General features: G+C 34.7%; 18 protein-coding genes. All 18 read right to left on the bottom strand.

The window, feature by feature from the left end; genetic code table 11:
- Window positions 1-6: 6 nt before the first annotated feature.
- Window positions 7-1,173, bottom strand: coding sequence for a permease (locus PHY73_02270; protein ID MDD3374531.1), 1,167 nt, complete (start codon window positions 1,171-1,173; stop codon window positions 7-9).
- 14 nt (window positions 1,174-1,187) lie between these two features.
- Window positions 1,188-1,529 (bottom strand): DoxX family protein, encoded by a 342-nt coding sequence (locus tag PHY73_02265; GenBank protein ID MDD3374530.1) that lies wholly within the window; start codon window positions 1,527-1,529, stop codon window positions 1,188-1,190.
- Complete coding sequence (locus PHY73_02260) at window positions 1,526-1,876, bottom strand: hypothetical protein (protein ID MDD3374529.1); 351 nt, start codon at window positions 1,874-1,876, stop codon at window positions 1,526-1,528. The genes PHY73_02265 and PHY73_02260 overlap by 4 nt, the downstream gene beginning before the upstream one ends.
- Window positions 1,877-1,972: 96 nt before the next feature.
- Window positions 1,973-3,223 (bottom strand): NAD(P)/FAD-dependent oxidoreductase, encoded by a 1,251-nt coding sequence (locus PHY73_02255; protein ID MDD3374528.1) that lies wholly within the window; start codon window positions 3,221-3,223, stop codon window positions 1,973-1,975.
- A gap of 9 nt (window positions 3,224-3,232) precedes the next feature.
- On the bottom strand, window positions 3,233-4,408 hold the full coding sequence (locus PHY73_02250) for a phosphoglycerate dehydrogenase (GenBank protein ID MDD3374527.1): 1,176 nt from the start codon (window positions 4,406-4,408) through the stop codon (window positions 3,233-3,235).
- 34 nt (window positions 4,409-4,442) lie between these two features.
- Window positions 4,443-5,525 carry a 3-phosphoserine/phosphohydroxythreonine transaminase gene (gene serC, locus PHY73_02245; GenBank protein MDD3374526.1) on the bottom strand — a complete coding sequence of 361 codons (1,083 nt, stop codon included), beginning with the start codon at window positions 5,523-5,525 and terminating at the stop codon, window positions 4,443-4,445.
- Between the two features lie 92 nt (window positions 5,526-5,617).
- Window positions 5,618-6,253 carry a redox-sensing transcriptional repressor Rex gene (locus PHY73_02240; GenBank protein MDD3374525.1) on the bottom strand — a complete coding sequence of 212 codons (636 nt, stop codon included), beginning with the start codon at window positions 6,251-6,253 and terminating at the stop codon, window positions 5,618-5,620.
- A gap of 227 nt (window positions 6,254-6,480) precedes the next feature.
- A complete protein-coding gene (locus PHY73_02235; protein MDD3374524.1) occupies window positions 6,481-7,353 on the bottom strand; it encodes a tetratricopeptide repeat protein in 873 nt (290 codons plus the stop codon).
- A 4-nt stretch (window positions 7,354-7,357) separates the two neighbouring features.
- Window positions 7,358-9,562: a hypothetical protein gene (locus tag PHY73_02230; protein ID MDD3374523.1), complete on the bottom strand. Its 2,205-nt coding sequence runs from the start codon at window positions 9,560-9,562 to the stop codon at window positions 7,358-7,360.
- 221 nt (window positions 9,563-9,783) lie between these two features.
- Window positions 9,784-10,488 carry a glycosyltransferase family 2 protein gene (locus PHY73_02225; protein ID MDD3374522.1) on the bottom strand — a complete coding sequence of 235 codons (705 nt, stop codon included), beginning with the start codon at window positions 10,486-10,488 and terminating at the stop codon, window positions 9,784-9,786.
- Entirely contained in the window at window positions 10,485-11,408 is a 924-nt protein-coding gene (locus PHY73_02220) for a transketolase C-terminal domain-containing protein (protein MDD3374521.1), read from the bottom strand. The genes PHY73_02225 and PHY73_02220 overlap by 4 nt, the downstream gene beginning before the upstream one ends.
- Window positions 11,401-12,219, bottom strand: coding sequence for a transketolase (locus tag PHY73_02215; GenBank protein ID MDD3374520.1), 819 nt, complete (start codon window positions 12,217-12,219; stop codon window positions 11,401-11,403). Before PHY73_02215 ends, PHY73_02220 begins: the two co-directional genes overlap by 8 nt.
- Window positions 12,188-12,961, bottom strand: a complete 774-nt coding sequence (locus tag PHY73_02210; GenBank protein MDD3374519.1) for an SDR family NAD(P)-dependent oxidoreductase — start codon at window positions 12,959-12,961, stop codon at window positions 12,188-12,190. Before PHY73_02210 ends, PHY73_02215 begins: the two co-directional genes overlap by 32 nt.
- An 11-nt stretch (window positions 12,962-12,972) precedes the next feature.
- Window positions 12,973-14,187, bottom strand: coding sequence for a class I SAM-dependent methyltransferase (locus PHY73_02205; GenBank protein ID MDD3374518.1), 1,215 nt, complete (start codon window positions 14,185-14,187; stop codon window positions 12,973-12,975).
- Window positions 14,177-15,091 carry an NAD(P)-dependent oxidoreductase gene (locus PHY73_02200; protein ID MDD3374517.1) on the bottom strand — a complete coding sequence of 305 codons (915 nt, stop codon included), beginning with the start codon at window positions 15,089-15,091 and terminating at the stop codon, window positions 14,177-14,179. Before PHY73_02200 ends, PHY73_02205 begins: the two co-directional genes overlap by 11 nt.
- A gap of 16 nt (window positions 15,092-15,107) precedes the next feature.
- Window positions 15,108-15,875 carry a macrocin O-methyltransferase gene (locus PHY73_02195; GenBank protein ID MDD3374516.1) on the bottom strand — a complete coding sequence of 256 codons (768 nt, stop codon included), beginning with the start codon at window positions 15,873-15,875 and terminating at the stop codon, window positions 15,108-15,110.
- 12 nt (window positions 15,876-15,887) lie between these two features.
- Window positions 15,888-16,952, bottom strand: a complete 1,065-nt coding sequence (locus PHY73_02190; protein ID MDD3374515.1) for a radical SAM protein — start codon at window positions 16,950-16,952, stop codon at window positions 15,888-15,890.
- Between the two features lie 22 nt (window positions 16,953-16,974).
- Window positions 16,975-18,012 carry a transketolase C-terminal domain-containing protein gene (locus tag PHY73_02185; protein ID MDD3374514.1) on the bottom strand — a complete coding sequence of 346 codons (1,038 nt, stop codon included), beginning with the start codon at window positions 18,010-18,012 and terminating at the stop codon, window positions 16,975-16,977.

Raw genomic sequence — 18,012 nt, 5'->3', positions numbered from 1 at the left:
TCAATTTTAAAAAATTATATTGGCGAGAATACCAAAAACAATAATTTGAGGAACTGTCACAACCGGAAGCCAAATCGCGGTTTTGCGTCCAACATTATGCCATAGTAATCCAATTTCAGTATAATCAGTGGCAACACCCGCCATTAAAAATACAAAGCTATTGCCCAACGCTCCGGTTTGTCTAAAAATTTCAAATGCTAACGGAGCCGTACCTTCAGAACAAACCTCTAAAACGGTTGCAACCGCAAGCGTAACAAACAACCCTAAAACAGTCGGCCCCATATATTGATAAAAAAATCCTTCGGGAATATAGGCCCCTGCTAAACTAGCCATTCCCATTCCGATCAGAATCCACCATAAAACCATGTTAGACAACGAAACAGCTCCTCTATAAATACCTTTTACATCTTCTTTAAGCTGCTTTGTGCTCCATTGATACTCTTTAAATCGCTTCTTCATATCTTTGGTGATCGAAAAATCACTTGCTAGCTCAACGCTATTTATATTTTTCTCAACCAATCCCTTAGATTCTAGAAACTGAAAAATAAACCCTGTCACAATCGCAATAAAGATCGCAACAAGGATAATATACAATGCTTGCGCCAAACCAAAGAATCCAATAAGCATAATTGTTAAAGGTAAATTCGCCCAAGGACTAGCCAAAAGAAAAGCAACCACTGATGGCGTTGAGGCACCTTTTTTATGAAGCTGAATAGATAAAGCCAAAATTCCATGGCTACAAACACTCATAAAGAATCCTAAAATAACTGCTCGAATAATAGATTGTCTTTTTGATGTCGAAAGCGCTGAAGAAATATATTCTCTAGGAATAAAATAATCGATCACCCCTCCTATCAAAAGCCCAATTAAAACCGCCCACCAAATGGTTTTAAAATACATCCCAAAAGATTTTCGGAAAGGCTCTAGAATAGGAAGAATAAATGAGAGGGCAATCATCAAAGCAAGAACAAAAGAAACAACAACAGTTTTGTTTTTTAAGAAAGACCTCGTTTTCTTTTCAGGAACAATAATCTGCCCCTCAGAAAGATGGTGTTCTTGTATAAATTTCTTAGCACACCGTTGACTGCAAAAGAAATATTCCCTATTCTCATAAAAAATTTTGGGAGAGGTTTTTTCATCTGCCTGCATTCCACAAATTGGATCTGTCGCCATGCGTCTACCTCTTTCTATTTCTTTTCATAAAAAGCTAAAAATATTGCCATGCCCAAAAGTCCAACATCTCGAACTTCCTGAAACTGTAAAACAATCAAAATTAATAAAAGCTGAAGTGCCGCTAAAACAGCTGCAAAACGCACAAAAAAACCAAAAATTAAAAGTACCGATGTTAGAATCTCAACGACACCAAAAGCCCAAACAGAATATTGCGAACTCCATGGCATCGCTTGAACGATACTCATAGCCTCCATGCTTCTAGCCCAATAATCTCCGGTAAACTTTCCGATACCAAAAACTAAAAAAACTACCCCTAGCGAAACACGTAAAATGCTAAAGATTATTTTGTCTTTCATTTTATTGTAATTGTACTTTCTTTTTTCCCAAAAATATTACAATACCCTTCAATCCCAACAACATCTCCAGGCTTAACATCTTTGAGCTTATATGTTACAGTGTCAGAATTTGCATTCTGCTGAGATGTAAATTTCTCATCCATAATCTCTTTCCCATTAACAGAAACATCCACTTTTTCGATATAATGCGTTTTTGGATCTGCAACAGGATGAACAATCACAGCTGTCACTGTTTTTGTTGGTGCATCATAAGAAATATCAACGCGAACCGGTGGATGCGCAAAAACATTCTGAACGCTTAAACAAAAAAATATTGCAATAATGAATGAAAAGAATTTTCTCATCATACCCCCCCCTTTTTTTTTACAAAATTAAAATTAAATTATTTAGACACTAGAAGGCATCTTAACATAAAATCTTTTTTTATTAAACATCCAATATGCTTAGGAAATAGCTGCAGATTTACCAGCCAAATATCCAGTTGAAAATGCCGCTTGCAGGTTAAATCCACCTGTATCACCGTCCACATCAATGATTTCGCCAGCAAAATAAAGCCCTTTTACTCTTTTAGACTCCATTGTACGAGGATTAATATCTTTAAGCGAAATCCCTCCACGGGTAACCATTGCTTCTTCCATCGGAAGACTTTCTTTAATTTCTATGGGAAAGCGCTTAAAAAGCAAAATAAGCTTTTCACGTTCTTTGGGAGTGATCTGATTAGCTCTCTTGTCTGGCAAAATATTGCTCTTCTCAAGAAAAATATCAATCAACCGCTGAGGCAAAAAATCTTTTAAAACATTTTTAATGTTTTTTTTGGGAGAATCCTTAAAATTCTTTAAAAAACGTGCATCCAGTTGCTCAAAAGCAAGTGCTGGCTTAAAATCAACCTCAACAAAAACCTTGCGCCCTTCTTGAATCCAATCAACAACAATGCCGCTCATTGATAAAATAATAGGCCCAGAAACCCCAAATTCTGTAAACAAAAGCTCCCCAACAGAAGAGGCAATTTCTTTTTTTCCAGAAACAAAATAAATCCTAATATTTCTAAGTGTAACTCCTGACAATGCTTTTATTTCTTTTTGCGTTGTCTCAAGAGCAACCAAGCCCGGCCGCAAAGGAACAATCTTATGCCCTAATCTTTCAGCAAATTTAAAGCCCTCGCCCGTAGACCCAGTAAATTGATACGACGCTCCACCCGTTGCCAAAATAACTTTACTTGACTCAATCTTCTTGCCATCAGACAAGGCAACACCTGCAACACATCCTTTTCCGTTAATCCAAATATTCTTAACAATCGTGCTAAAACGAATTTTTATATTCTTCTTTCGAAGCTCCTCAGACAAAACTCGTACGACACTACTTGATTTATCTGTTTCAGGAAAAACTCTCTGCTGACGTTCTGTTTTCATCTGGAGACCGCGTTTTTCAAAGAATTCAATAAGCTCTTCATTAAATAAAACCTTAAATGCATCACGCAAAAATTGACCATTATTTTTAGAAAAACGTTCTAGAAATTCATCAAAGGAACATCTATTGGTAAGATTACATCGACCTTTGCCGGTAAAAAGAAGCTTGCGGCCTAATACGGCATTTTTTTCAACCAAAATAACATTGGCGCCAAACTGACTAGCAGAAATAGCAGACATCATGCCAGCGGGTCCAGCGCCAATAACGATAACCTGGTTCTGACTCATGGGAGTCCTTTATTTCTTTAAATTAATCGCTCTAACCTTGATAACACCCTGAACACCATAAAGCGACTTGATAAGCTTTTCGTTCGGCTCATCAGAAATGTCAATAATATTACAAGCATAATCACCTTTGCTTTTGTTCAACATTTCAGTAATGTTAATATTAGCTTTAGCCAAAATCGAAGAAATCTGTCCGACCATATTAGGAATATTTTTATTCATAATCACAAGCCGATAATCTGAGCCTTGCTCAAGCTTGCAATTTGGAAAATTCACAGAATTCTTAATCTTTCCTGTTTCAATAAAATCACGTAATTGCTTAACGATCATCGTTGCACAGTTGCCCTCAGCCTCTGCCGTTGATGCTCCAAGGTGCGGAATCGCAATAACTTTATCCATATTTAAAAGCTCGTCATCTGGAAAATCTGTCACATAACGAGCAACAATACCTTTTTCAATCGCTGTTTTTAAGTCATCATTATTCACAATACCTCCGCGAGAAAAATTAAGAATACGAACATTTTTCTTCATTCGAAGAAATTTCTCTTCGCTAATCATGCCTTTAGTTTCATTGCTTAAAGGTGTGTGCAAAGAAATATAATCACTATTCGCAATAAGCGCATCAAGCCCATCGGCCCTCTGAACATCTCTTGATAACCCCCAAGCAGATTCAACCGAAATAAAAGGATCGTATCCAATGACATTCATGCCTAAATCAAGCGCTGCATTAGCGACCATAACGCCAATTTTACCAAGACCGACAACACCTAACGTCTTGCCGGCAATTTCTTGCCCAGCAAAATTCTTTTTACCTTCCTCGATTAACGCAGGAACCTGCCCTCCTTTTCCTTTCAAGCTCTGAGCAAAGACAATGCCCGAAACAATATCTCGAGAAGCTAAAAGCATGCCTACAATAACAAGCTCTTTAACCGCGTTAGCATTCGCTCCTGGCGTATTAAAAACAACAATTCCTTTTTCAGAACATTTTTCAATTGGAATATTATTAACTCCTGCTCCTGCGCGGCCTACGGCCAACAAAGAATCGGGAAGCTCCATATCATGCATTTTAAAACTTCGAAGAATAATTGCATCTGGCTGTGCAATCTCTGTTCCGATTTCATATTGATCTAAAGGAAGACCAGCTAATCCTTCTGCTGAAATCTTATTAAGTGTTTTTATTTTATACATGTTAAACCTCTCTTAATTTTAAAAATTAATAAACTTATTTATTTGCCGTTTCAAATTCCTTCATAAACTCAGCTAACGCCTTAACACCTTGAATCGGCATTGCGTTATAAATACTTGCACGCATGCCGCCTACACTACGATGCCCCTTAAGGGCCTTAAGCCCTCTTTTGGTTGCCTCCGAGATAAATTTAGTATCTAATTCATCATCTCCCGTAACAAACGGAACATTCATCAATGATCGGCTTGTCTTTTCTACTGGACAACTAAAAAGTTTTGACTGGTCAATAAAATCATAAAGAATTGCTGCTTTTTCCTCATTAATTTTCTTCATTGTAATCAATCCACCTTGTTTTTTAATCCAATCAAAAACTAACCCTGCCATATAAATAGCATAACAAGGTGGCGTATTGGCCATAGAACCATTATCCGCCTGCACCTTATAATCAAGTAATGTTGGTATATTCTCTGCAGCATTACCGATTAAATCCTCACGAATAATTACAAGAGTCAGGCCTGCAGGACCAATATTCTTTTGCGCACCCGCAAAAATAACACCAAATTTCTTCACATCAATTGGTTCTGACAAAATATTAGACGACATATCCGCAATAATCGGCACATTACCTGTTTCAGGAATATTTTTATAACATGTTCCATAAATAGTATTGTTAGTCACAATATAAAAATAATCTGCATCTTTCGAAAATGTTTTAGAATCAAGCTCTGGAATATAAGAAAAATTCTTGTCCTCAGAGCTGGCTACCACGTTAACCGTGCCTAATTTCTTAGCTTCAGCAATTGCTTTTTTCGTCCATTGGCCAGTGTGAACATAATCTGCTTTTTTATTCTTAGTCATTAAATTTAGCGGAACAGCAGCAAATTGCATAGACGCCCCACCCTGCAAAAACAAAACTTTATAATTTTCAGGGATTGCCATAATTTCTCGCAAAGTCGCTTCAGCAGTATCGAAAATCTTCTGAAACTCTTTTCCTCGATGCGACATTTCCATAACAGACATACCGCATCCATTGTAATCAAGCATTTCGCTTGCGGCTTTCTTTAAAACTTCCTCTGGTAACGTTGCTGGTCCTGCACTAAAATTGTATACTCTTGCCATTTCAATCCTCCACTTTCTTAAATGAGCACATAACTTACGCGACTACGATGGAGCGTTAAGTTATTTGTGCGAATTTACCCCAGCCCTGATTCTCAAGGGCGCGGGGCTTCCTTTTTAGTAATAAACTTTACTGCCATAAAACGCAAAGCATTTGTAAAATCCATATCCACATAAATAATATTCTTTGGCACAACAATCTTTGCTGGAGAAAAATTAAGAATTCCTTTTATTCCAGCTGCAATCAACTGATCAGCTACCTCTTGAGCAGCTTTAGCGGGCACTGTAATAATGCCAAGATCGATATTGCGGCCTTTAATGATGTTTTCAAGCTCACTCATCGAAAATACATCAATCGAAGCACGAATCCTCTCAAGCTTATTAATGCTGCAATCAAATCCTGCCACAATCTTAAATCCATCCTGTTTAGCCTTTTCATAGTCTAAGAGCGCTGTTCCAAGCCTGCCTAAACCAACAATACAGGCCTTTCGCTCTTTATCAAGCTCGAGCTTTTTAGCTAGCTCGCCCTTTAAAGATCGAACACAATACCCTTTTCTGGTGTAACCTGTAATTTTTAAAAGGCTAACATCTTTTCGAATTGTATGATCCGTTGTGCCCACAGCCTCAGCCAATTCTTTCGAAGAAACAAAATCCACTTCTCTCTCTGCTAATGCGTCAAGATATCCATATATTTTTGTGATTCTTTCAATTGTATTAGCGGGTAAATCCATCAAACCTCCCAATATTTAAGTGAATTATTTCACTAATATAGCATCAAATATAAACTTGTCAAGTAAATATTTCAAGTAATTATTATATTATCTTATGAGATGATGTTAGATGTTGCAGATAAAGAACTTACATAATTACAGAATTATTACTAACTGTGAATTATTTCACTAATAAATGCTTAAAAGAAAATAATCTATATAATTAAAATTTCATTAAAAATATTTTATTAAATCCTAGAATCAATCAATGATGCCATCATGAGCATGGTTCTAAAATTCTGGAAATTAAAATGGACAATCCCAGCACCTTGACTGTTGCTGTCATGCTCTAATCTGCTCTCTGCATTCAAGAAAGCTGCCCCTGTGGTCCTTTGATACAACTCAATTCGATCCTTTAATTCTCCAGCCTCTAATTGCAATTTTGAATTACCATTTGATGATAGCGCGATTTTGTTTAATTCTTTAACCATTAGAACTAAATCTTCCTTTATCCTTTCTTCAATAAAATAAAAATCATCACTTAAAAGAGAATTAACCTTTTCGGGAGTCCAGAGTCTCCCTTCTAAGCGAAAACGTTCTCGCCTCTCTTTTGCTATATCTTTAAAGAAATCAAAATAATATTTAAAAGTAGCAGGTATTTGGCGAAAAGCCATGCCAAACAACTCAAGAGACTTTTCATATTCTTGCAAACGCATATTAACAATAGCCTTGTCGAAATAAAAAGTATACAAACGAGGATTGATCGCAATTGCCTTATCGTAAAATTTAATAGAGTCTTTATAATCACCAAGGCAAAAATAACATGCTGCAATATTGCCAAGAACATATTCGTCAAAACCAATAGCCTCACCTAAAAGATCATAGAACCAAATAGCTTTTTGCAATCTTTCTGACTCGATCTCCGTTCCTTCAGAAATATAAAAACCTATTTCTTCCTCTATGTGTACCTTATCAATTAAATCATTAATCTCATAAAAATTAGTTTTGTTGTTAACAAAAGAGTAAAAAAGAATTAAAAAAAACAGGAAAACAATCCAAAACTTCGAAAAAATAAATTTTGATCTAACAAAAACTTCTTTTAATTTTATAAAAATACTCATAAGCTTATTTCTTTTTTTTAGATAAATTCCATAAAGAAAAAATTAGCACAAGAAAAAATACGCTAAACATAGTCAGAATCATCAAGTGCGCGCGTGAATCTCCTAAAAACATATACTTAAATTCAACAAAATTTTTCCCTGCAGGCAACACCACACCTTTAAAAGCTATATTAGAACGAAAAACTTCCTTTTCTTCCCCGTTAACAAAAACATGCCAGTCAGGAAGATAACTGTCGTTATAAACTAGGAATTTTCTTTCTTCAAAATCTGTTCTAATTTTTATTGTATTCGCGTCAAAATATACGACTTCAAATTTATCCGAACCTTTATCAATAAATAAAGCTGAGCTTAAAACTCTTTCATCCCTGGATAGAAAAGGCAAAAGCTCACTCGAATCCAGAGAATAATCTGAATCCAATGAAACTAACGCCAAATTTACCTTTTTCTTAAAAATCATTTCGGCATCTTTAAGGTTAAGACTGTTACCTTTAATCACTTCAACAAAATCATAAAGAAAAAATCGATACTTAAGGTAATCAGCCAACAATTCAGGAGAAACGCTTGTCGATAAAAAATACGAACCCTGAGCAGGCATTCCTGCGCCGAATAAAAGTACTTTCGGATATTCGGACATATCAATCAAAGAATTAAAATACTGACTGTATTCATCTACGCGAGGCCCTCCTTCTTCAATCCTAGGTCTTTCATATGAAAACTTAAGCTCGCACAATGGAACATCAACGCTTCTTTTCGATTTTGAGATTGGATCATCAGTAAACTTTGTAAAATTTGTAAAAATAGCCATAGGCTGCAGAAGAATACATAAAAATAAAATAACAATTCGAAATTTCTTTAAAAAAGTATTCTTTAAGAAAACAGAAATAAAAAAAAGACAGCTTAAAAAAACAGTAACATACGAAGTCACAAAAAGAGTTCCCTGCATAAAAAGGAGCAAACCAAAACATCCGTGAACTAAAACCGTCACAAAAACAGAATCGCCTTCGTAAAAGAAATATTTTTGCTTTAAAATTAATCTAAAGTTTTCTACAGCTAATAATATAAGAGAAATTAATAATGCCACATGAAAAAGAGAAACTCCATGAATAACCTTTAAAAAAATAAGATGCGTAAACATAAATTGATAAAGAGGGGAAAATGGTCCGATCATAATAAAGAAAAACACCATCGATAAAAATCCAAGAAACAAGTTTCTCCTCGTAATTGGCGTAAGAAGTCCAAGGCCTAACAATATGTATGCAAAAATTGGAATATAAAAATTCTCACTATTATAATTTACTAGATTCTTTTTCTTAGGAAATATTTTCGTCAAGAAGCAGCTTGGTTCAAAAGATGTTCCCATTAATTTTTCGATATCGATCTTAGCTCCTTTAACTAGGGCTTCTTCAGGTTTGCTCATATGTCTCTCGTGAAAAATAACCTGTTTTTCTGAAGATGCTAAATATGTTTTAAGTGGCGGCAGGCAAGCAACTCCAAGAAGAAAAATACAAAATAAAACAAAAACAAAGTGACTTCTAATAAATTTTGCAGTATCAAGAACCGATTTTTTAAAGGACCTAAAAAATATAATTAAACTAAGAACAAAAACAACAAAGAAAAACATTATCCAATAAGCCGGCAAATATGTTGTCGCGATAATCATCAAACAAAAAATTAATCCCATAAACACCGGACAACTCGGCCTATTTAAAAAACGAATATAAAAATAAAAGAACCAAATTGATGGAATATAAATAAAGATATAATTTGCATGAAAAAAGAAAAATAAACTAAGCGTAGAAAAAAGAAGAAGTAAAAAAGAAATGTAACCTAAAAATGAGCTTCGAAAAAATATTTTAGAAAAAAGATAAAAAGCAAATATTCCAGAGCAATAATATAAAATCCAAACAATTAAAAAAGAAAAATAATAATTTATTCCTATCTTGTTAAGAACTAAAATAAATAACCAGATCGGATTGTAGGCGCTAAAATAACAATTCTCAACAAAAAAAGGACAACCCCACATGGCAATAGGATTCCACAAAGGAAAAACTCCTGAATTTATATTTGCCAAAAAAAACTTTATAATCGCAAACTGACCATATGTATCATTTGAAATAATCTTTTTTCCTGAAAGAATAGGCCATAAAAAAACTGCTAATAAAGAAAGTGGTACTAAAAATTTTAAAAAAGAAAAGAATTTTTTTTTCACAGGAAATACCTTCTTAATATTGTCTGGCTTCATTCACGGCAAGCTTTTCAGTAACAAGATCAGTAGCTACCAATAAACGTAAAATAGCGTCAAGATGCACCAACATTCTAAAAGCATCAAAAAAAACAAGCTACAGAGAGCAGTTCGTTCCTTTCTTATTATCTCTAAGAAAATAATAAACAATAAGATTCAGAACAAATTACTCTTATTTTCTACCTATTTTAATGTTTAAAATAAATTGTCTTAACAAGAACGCAGATTGTTTTTGCTATATTAAAAATATTCTTAAGCGAAATTGCTTTTGATGTTTTATCTGTTCCAGGTTTATGAACAAATGGAAACTGCGCATAAGAATATCCAGATTTTATAGTCAAAACAACAACTTCAGCAAACGTGTCATGACAATCCGCCTGAAGACTAAAACGCCTAACAACATTAACAGGAAGAATAGAAGCGCCATTGTAATATTTTAATTTTAACCCAAACAAAAGATTTAACAAAGCTGTATATATCGAGGATAAGTTGCGCCTCAAAAAAGGTCGCTTACGATTATTCTTAGAATACGTAATTAATACATCTTCTCTCATAGATTTTGCAAAGATAATTATTTCTCGATATGATTCCTTGGTAATGCTATTGTCTCCTGGAAACCATCCGATACAGTCACCATTAGCTATCTTTATAGCCTCTCGAGTACTAGCCCCAATTCCACGGTTCACTTTTCGGTGAATGGCTTTAATATTTTTATTCGCCCGAGCAAAGCTATCTATAATCTTACCTGTTCGATCAGTGCTACCATCGTTAAAGACTAAAATCTCATAATTTGTATTTGTAGATTCGAAATTATCAACTAAAGAATTGATTGAATCTGCAATTAATTTTTCTTCATTAAAAGCTGGAACAATAATAGAGAAATATTTTTTCACGCTAAAACCTCTTCTTTAATTTTCTTAAGAATCCCTTCTTCACACAAACCTAATTTCTTGCAAAAATCCTGATATGTTCCATAGTCTCTTATAAAATCATTTGGAATTGAAATCGAAAAGCATCTTAAGCCATCAATTCCTAAAGACAATCGAAGCACAGCATCGTAAACGCCTCCATAAATTCCATGCTCTTCGACAACTAAACATTTTTTAGTCTTTTCTATACTCTTTTTTATCATTTGCGAATCTAGAGGTTTAACGGTATGAATATAAATCAAATCAACATTTATGCCCTGCGCTTTTAAAGCATCGCTTGCTTTCTTAGCAGATTGCAATTGCGTACCTACAGCTACAAGGGTCAGATCTTTTCCTTCCTGAACTTGGACAGCCTTTCCAATCTTAATATCATCGCTTTTAAAAGAAAGCTCATGCCCATACATAGACGCACGAAAATAAGTCAAGAATTTATTATTGTATGTTTGCTGAAAAAGCAAATCAAACTCTTCATAACTTGCAGGATAAACAAGTTCAATGTTTGGTAAAGTTGAAAGTAAGGCAAAATCATTGTAACAATGATGTGTGCAGCCTAAATATGCATAGTCAAATGCACTTCCGACAGTAATGATGTTGCCGCCCAACTTTTGATAGCAAAAATCAATCTTAATTTGTTCAAATGATCTTTCAACAATAAAAGGAGCAATCGTATGAACAACGGGATAAAAACCTACCTTCGACAAGCCTGCTGCCATATTAACAATGGTTGGTTCGCATATGCCAATATTGTAATATCGTCCTGGGCAATCCTTTGCAAAACCTTGAAGACGATAATGACTAATGTCTCCAACCAAAACAACCAAATTAGGATCTTTAAGACCAATTTGATGAATAACCTTAGAAAAATCATTTCTTAGATTAGTCATCAGCTAACTCCTTAAGTGCATCCTTAAATTCATCAGCGCTAGGAATCCTAGCATGCCAGCTCCCATGACCCTCCATAAAACTAACACCTTTTCCCTTAAGAGTATTAGCAATAATGACTTTAGGCTTCGTATTATGTTCAAACTTTATTTTTCCAAAAACATTTTGAATATCGTCCTGAGAATGACCATTAATCACATAAGTTTCCCAGCCAAAAGCATCCCATTTCTTTTGCATATCTGGAACAGGTAAAACTTGCGCAGCAGAACCATTATTATCAACAATGCAACATAAGTTGCCAAGATTTAAATTTGCCCCAACAAGAGCACACTCCCAAACGGTTCCTTCATTGCTTTCCCCGTCTCCAATAAGAGCAATAACCTTATTATCTCTAGATCGAATTCTCAAGCCCAATGCTACGCCTAGCGCCGTTCCGATACCATGGCCTAAAGATCCTGTAGATGCTTCAACACCAGGCACTTTAGTAATATCAGGATGTCCCCCCAAGATACCATTCTTAGAACTAATTTGTCTTAAATCGTCTTCTGTTATAAATCCATATTTTTGCAAAATAACATATAGCGCTACGCAACCATGCCCTTTGCTTAAAATAAAATAATCTCTATCTTCCCATAGCGGTTTTTTATTATCAAATTTTAAAATATTTTCATAAAGATAGGCAAGAATATCAATAATCGAAAATGAGCTCGTAATATGCCCTTCTTGAGCATTGTAAACAATCTCTATAATTCTTTTCCTAAGATCTTTATTGATAATATTATTACCCAAAATATCCTCTTCCCTGAGATCCATCAACAGGAATAATACTTCCCGTATTAAAAGAAGCAAGTTCTGAGCTTAAAAAAACAATCATGTCAGCTATTTCTTTTGGGCTCCCAAAGCGTCCTATACGCTGGCGCTCTTCGATAAATTTCTTTACATGTTTTGGATTTATCTTGCGTTGCTGATCCCAGTATCCTTTTTCCGTAAAAACAGCTCCTGGCAAAATAGAAGAAAGAACAACATTGTCACGTCCGACAATGCCTCCCATGCTACGCACATATGCATTCAAAGCTGCTTTTGCACAACAATAAGGAATTGGCCCCTGATTCTCAGCCCCTGCGATTGAAGAAACATGGATAATTCTTCCCCACTTATTTTTTTGCATAGCAGGAAGAAAATCGAGATTAAGCTCAACAGCAATCTCAAAATTAAGTCGATAAATCTTATTAAAATCTTCCATAGAACAAAAAGGATCTCGAGTATCTAATGCGCCGCCTAAATTATGAACAACGATATCAGGCAACCCAATTTTTGATTTCAACAACGATATAAGTTTCTGGGGAGATCCTTTTTTTGTTAAATCTCGAACAATTGCAAGATGCCCTTTACTCTTTCCTCCAGCATCCTTAAGAACTTGGTTAAGTTCACTCTTTGTTCGAGAAACAACAATAATTTTACATCCTTCTTTTGCAAGACCCAAAGCAACAGCTTTCCCTATACCCCTGCCAGATCCTGTGATTAACGCTATTTTATTATTTAGTCCTAGATCCACTTTAGGCTCCTTTAAGGTAAATTTTGTAACGGTATAATAATTTTATCTGCAGAAAGATTTAAAAGCTTCTTCACAATAACATCAACATGATCTAAGGCTGTTATCAGAAAAGTTTTACTGCATAACTGATCAAGTTGGCTTACATTCGAAATACGCACTCCCAATCCCTGGAAATAAAGATTATTTTTCATAATATCATCGTCAAAAACTAAATCAAGGACATTGTCGTTAATACCTAAATGATAAAACAAAATTGGAAGCATGTTGGTTGCTCCGTATCCAACAATGGATTTCTTTTCCTTGGCCTCGATTTCACAGGATGTTTTTTTCATCTCTCTCTTAAAAATAAAATATTTCTCTTTTATCTCTTTTTCTGTATCTCCATGATCCGCGATTATATCGATTAAAGAAGTCTTTCTTCCTTTGCGAAAAGCAACCATCAATGAACCCCAGTGCGAAGGATTGTAACAATGATCAATATATTCAGCCCCAACAAGAATTAAAAGATTCTTAAAAGATTCTAAGGAGAAATATTGCAAGTGTTGATGAAAAATGCGATCAAAACGATACGCTTTTGTCATCTCCTCCAAACAAGGAAATTCAAAAACAAATAAAGCATCTTCAGATGCACAATTCATCAAATTGCAAAGAACTTCTCTAGGCTCTTGTGCATGTTCAATCATGTGTGTAGCAACGATAAGATCAGGAGCTTCGCTCTTAAAATCACTCAGTTTAAGATCCTCTGCTTTTTTTTCAACAAGATCTACAGCCAAGCCTTCTACTCTTTTTTGCCTATCTGCAAAATTCTTCATCATATCAACGCCGCAAAAACTTTTTGCTTTGTTTTTAAGACGTTTGAGCAAATACAGATCATTGCATCCAATATCTACAACTTTATTAAAAACACAATCGGGAGATAATTTCTCTAAGAAATTAACAAATTTTTCTAATTCATTTGTTGCTGTCTGACTCAAAGATGTTTGAAATCCATAATCTTGATTATATAAAAAATTAGGATCAATAATTGTTGAAAGCTGGCCATGACCACACTTGGGGCACAAATAAAAACTCTGATCCATTCCAGAGTCGCGAACTTCGAATTTCTCCTTAGAAAAAACCCCTGTCAAAACAGGCAAAGCAAGAAAATCAATTAATGAATTCTCGAGTTTCTCAGCGCAAACTGCACAATGTGTTCTCTTCCTATAAGTAAAAGGCCTAGCATTCATTTTTATAACTCAAGGCATATTCTTTGATTCCAGATTCCATCGTGCGAACAGCATTTTTCTTAAATGCAGATATCAGTCTTTTATTATTAAAAAGAATATCCCGATTTCTTTCTCTAGATGAGGATGTTATATCTTTAAATTTAATTTTTGCCTTTGGGCTTAATGATTTCTTTAAAATTTTTGCGATAGCCAAAATAGACAAGCTTTTTTCTGAAACAATATTAAAAATACCCTGTTCTTTTTGCTTAATACACTTTTCAACAATTTGAGCCACATCTTCTACGCAAACATAATTTCTCAAAATCTGGCCCTTACCCTCAATTTCTAGAAACCCCTCACCTAAAATCTTCTTGGCAAAGAGACCGACTAAGCTTTTTTGTTTATCACTTAAACCATAGACACCAGGAAATCGCAAAACAGTCAAAACAAATCGAGAAGCCAAAGATTGATTCTTAAGCAAGAACTCACTGATTATTTTTCCCATGCTATAATAATCATCAATAAATAACGAACTGTTTTCATCGATCACTTTCTTTCTTAATTGCGTATCATTTTTATCTTTTTTCTTAACACCGTAAACATCAACGCTGCTTAAATATATCACTTGCGCCACAGGCTTTTGATTAAGTATTTTTGTAATATTTTCAACCATCAAGATATTTCTTTGCATCGAATCGAGACTATTTTCTGAAGCTCTTGCTATTGATGAAGCAATAATTAAAATGTCGTTCTTCTTTAAACCTGACAACTTCTTTTTAACAGTAGATATTTTAAGTAAGTCACAGCTCTTAGATGAAAAACCAATCACATTTTCTTTTTTAAAAACTTTTAAAAGATGGTCAAAGATTACTTTTCCAATAAACCCTGTCGATCCTAAAACTATAATATTTCTATTTCTTTTCATAATCTTTCATCAATCTCTACGACTTGCAAAAATAAGCCCCGTTCCAATCTACTTTTATAATATTTACCTTATCTTCAAGCTGATTTTCTTTTAAAAAATCATTTACAGCAGCTTGACAACCCTTTAACGTATAATAATCATCAATAACAATAAACCCGCCCTGGCTAACTTTTTGATAAAAATATTCTAAAACAATTTTAATAGAGTCGTACCAATCTGTATCAATATGCAACAAGCTTATTTTCTCGATTGTATTTTTGGGAAAAGTTTCGCTAAACCACCCTTTAACAATCTCAATCCTTTTACTAGAAATATTCATTTCTAAAAAGATTTCTTCAACTTTCTTCTCATCACCAGTACAGATACCATCAAAATACTTTTTATTATTTCTAGAATCATCCTTATCAGTAGGACTCGGCAGTCCTTGGAAAGAATCAAAAAGCCAAATCTTTTTCGTTGTTAATTCATTTTCTATTTCTAACCCCTTAGCCAACATTGCAGCAGACCCGCCGTTCCAAACACCACACTCAACCACATCCCCACGCACTCCCAAATCATTTACTTTTTTTGCAAGATAATAAAGATTTATAAGTCTTCGCGCAGAAAGCTGAGAATAAAATGGCTTAACCTTCAAAACAAGCTTAAATAAAGACAACGAATTTCTTGATGGAGCCCTGACAAACATATCTGCCATTTGAAATAACGATACAAATAACGACAAAACTTTTCCATGAAAATTGTCGTAATTTAGAATAGAAAAAAACCTAGGTAAAATTTTATTCATACGCGCCTTTTTTTAAGAAACAAGCCGCAGCCATCCACATCGATTGCATCCATTTACTGTCTTTTCTTTCTTTATAATTTGTCTAAATTTCTTAAAAGATTCTGATCGAATAATTAATTTTAGCTTTTCATCCTTAACGTTACCCATAGAAACTGCCATACATGGAAACAAATGTCCATCAGAATTGATATGAACACTTGACCAAGGAAATCGACACAAACAAAACTTATCTTTAATATGCTTTTCTTCATTCAAATAACAAATCTTAGAAACTGGATCATCGCTCGCCAAGTCAAGAGCCTTAGGATGTAAAAAAACATTTTTCTTAGACATTCTTGCATAAGAGCGAATCTTGTCAATTTGCTCTAAAATAACATCAAATTTCGTATAAACCGAAGCACTTGTTTCTAAAAAAATGTCTTCCATCTTGGCCATAACGTCGGCGTGCTGGAGAGAGGATCCTTTTAAAAACTGTATAGAATGATTATCACATTGCAATTTTTCAACACAATACTTATGAATTTCAAAAAGCTGATCCGCATTTTCATCAAGAATAATTGTTTTAATATCCAAAAGACATTTAGATTTCTTTTCTTTCCTTGCTTTCCTGAAATATTGAATCATTCTCTCCATATGATCCCATTGAGGTAAAGAAACCCCTCTTGAATGATTGCCGATATCATCAATAGAAATAGCCAAAATCTTAAAACGAGAATACGAAAGCAGGCGATCAATTTTTTCTTCTGTTAGCAGAATGCCGTTTGTGATCATGTTGCAATCAAATCGTGATGCAACCTGATCAAGTACTCGATCAAATCCATCAAAAATTAAAGGCTCCCCCCCTGTCAATGTTACACGTGCATAGCTAGGTAGCTGAGCAATTAAATTCAACCAATCTTCAGTTGTCATCGCATGCAAAGATTTTGTTTTTTTCTGAAAACAAAAAGGACAATTAAGATTGCATAAATTTGTTAAAATGAAAACATAGCGATGAGGCAGCAATCCAGGAATGCGATACAGTAATTCTGTTAAAATTTCATGTTTTAAATGAAAGAGTTGATTTCTAAAGCTTTTCACAGAATACCTTAAGAGTTATGAATTAATAAGGACCTAAAAAAAGATCTTCTTCTTTTTCTTTAAATAAATTATTCGGCCTCTTTTTCCCTACAATTTCAAAACATGCACAAACAATATCTTGATAATCTTTGTAAAAAAACTCTTCTAGTTGACGCGATACAGGGCACGGGCATTCAGGCAAAGCGATACGCTTAATGGGAGCCTTTAAAAATGAAAATGCCTTCTCAGCTACAACCGCTGATATCTCACTAGCAACACCACAGCGAAGCCAGCTGGTGTCTGCACAAATCAAGCGTCCAGTCTTTTTAACTGAAGCAATAATTGTTTTTTCATCCAAGGGGGAGATTGTAACAGGATCAACAACCTCGACGCTAATTCCAAAATCAGAAACAATTTTAGCCGCTTTTAACGCCTGATGAACCAAGATCGATGTCGCTACAACGGTAACGTCTTTCCCTCTCTTAAAAATCTTTGCCTTTCCAAAATCAACAGTATATCTTTTTTCAGGCACATATTGTTTAAAATCATACAACCTGCGATGTTCAAAAATGATCACAGGAACTTTCGATTCTAAGCTTTTCATTAAAATACCTTTTGCAATATAAGGCGTACTTGGCATAGCAACATAAATACCCGGGAAATGCGTCATCACCGATTGGATGCTCTGAGAATGCGTTGGCCCTTGCCCCCACCCTTTTCCAATAATGCCACGCACAACAATTGGCACAACTGAATCGTTTCCATAAACATATTTCCATTTTGCAGCGTTATTTATAATTTGATCTAAAGCTAAAAACATAAAGTCATTGCGGGCATGCACAAAAATAGGTCGTTTGCCATTTAACGCTGCACCTATAGCAACTCCAGTCATAGCATTCTCGCTTGCAGGCGTTCCGATAACCCGATTAAGTCCAAACTTTTTTCTCGCTTCAAGCGTTGTTCCAAAAATTCCTTTAACATCATCAACACCTAAGCCCATAACAAGAACATTCGGATCTTTTTTCATTGCTAAAACAGTCGCCTCAGAAATAGCTTGGGCATATGTAATCTGCCTAGACAT

This window comes from Candidatus Omnitrophota bacterium, assembly GCA_028693815.1.
Taxonomy (GTDB): domain Bacteria; phylum Omnitrophota; class Gorgyraeia; order Zapsychrales; family Aceulaceae; genus Aceula.
The sequence above is the reverse complement of the archived record's forward strand: the minus strand, read 5'-3'. Positions and strand labels throughout refer to the sequence as shown.

Excerpts from the sequence above, each read along its gene's own strand:
- PHY73_02270 (MDD3374531.1), bottom strand. The coding sequence starts at position 1,173 with ATGGCGACAGATCCAATTTGTGGAATGCAGGCAGATGAAAAAACCTCT.
- PHY73_02265 (MDD3374530.1), bottom strand. The coding sequence starts at position 1,529 with ATGAAAGACAAAATAATCTTTAGCATTTTACGTGTTTCGCTAGGGGTA.
- PHY73_02260 (MDD3374529.1), bottom strand. The coding sequence starts at position 1,876 with ATGATGAGAAAATTCTTTTCATTCATTATTGCAATATTTTTTTGTTTA.
- PHY73_02255 (MDD3374528.1), bottom strand. The coding sequence starts at position 3,223 with ATGAGTCAGAACCAGGTTATCGTTATTGGCGCTGGACCCGCTGGCATG.
- PHY73_02250 (MDD3374527.1), bottom strand. The coding sequence starts at position 4,408 with ATGTATAAAATAAAAACACTTAATAAGATTTCAGCAGAAGGATTAGCT.
- serC (MDD3374526.1), bottom strand. The coding sequence starts at position 5,525 with ATGGCAAGAGTATACAATTTTAGTGCAGGACCAGCAACGTTACCAGAG.
- PHY73_02240 (MDD3374525.1), bottom strand. The coding sequence starts at position 6,253 with ATGGATTTACCCGCTAATACAATTGAAAGAATCACAAAAATATATGGA.
- PHY73_02235 (MDD3374524.1), bottom strand. The coding sequence starts at position 7,353 with ATGAGTATTTTTATAAAATTAAAAGAAGTTTTTGTTAGATCAAAATTT.
- PHY73_02220 (MDD3374521.1), bottom strand. The coding sequence starts at position 11,408 with ATGACTAATCTAAGAAATGATTTTTCTAAGGTTATTCATCAAATTGGT.
- PHY73_02215 (MDD3374520.1), bottom strand. The coding sequence starts at position 12,219 with ATGGATCTCAGGGAAGAGGATATTTTGGGTAATAATATTATCAATAAA.
- PHY73_02205 (MDD3374518.1), bottom strand. The coding sequence starts at position 14,187 with ATGAATGCTAGGCCTTTTACTTATAGGAAGAGAACACATTGTGCAGTT.
- PHY73_02200 (MDD3374517.1), bottom strand. The coding sequence starts at position 15,091 with ATGAAAAGAAATAGAAATATTATAGTTTTAGGATCGACAGGGTTTATT.
- PHY73_02195 (MDD3374516.1), bottom strand. The coding sequence starts at position 15,875 with ATGAATAAAATTTTACCTAGGTTTTTTTCTATTCTAAATTACGACAAT.
- PHY73_02185 (MDD3374514.1), bottom strand. The coding sequence starts at position 18,012 with ATGTCTAGGCAGATTACATATGCCCAAGCTATTTCTGAGGCGACTGTT.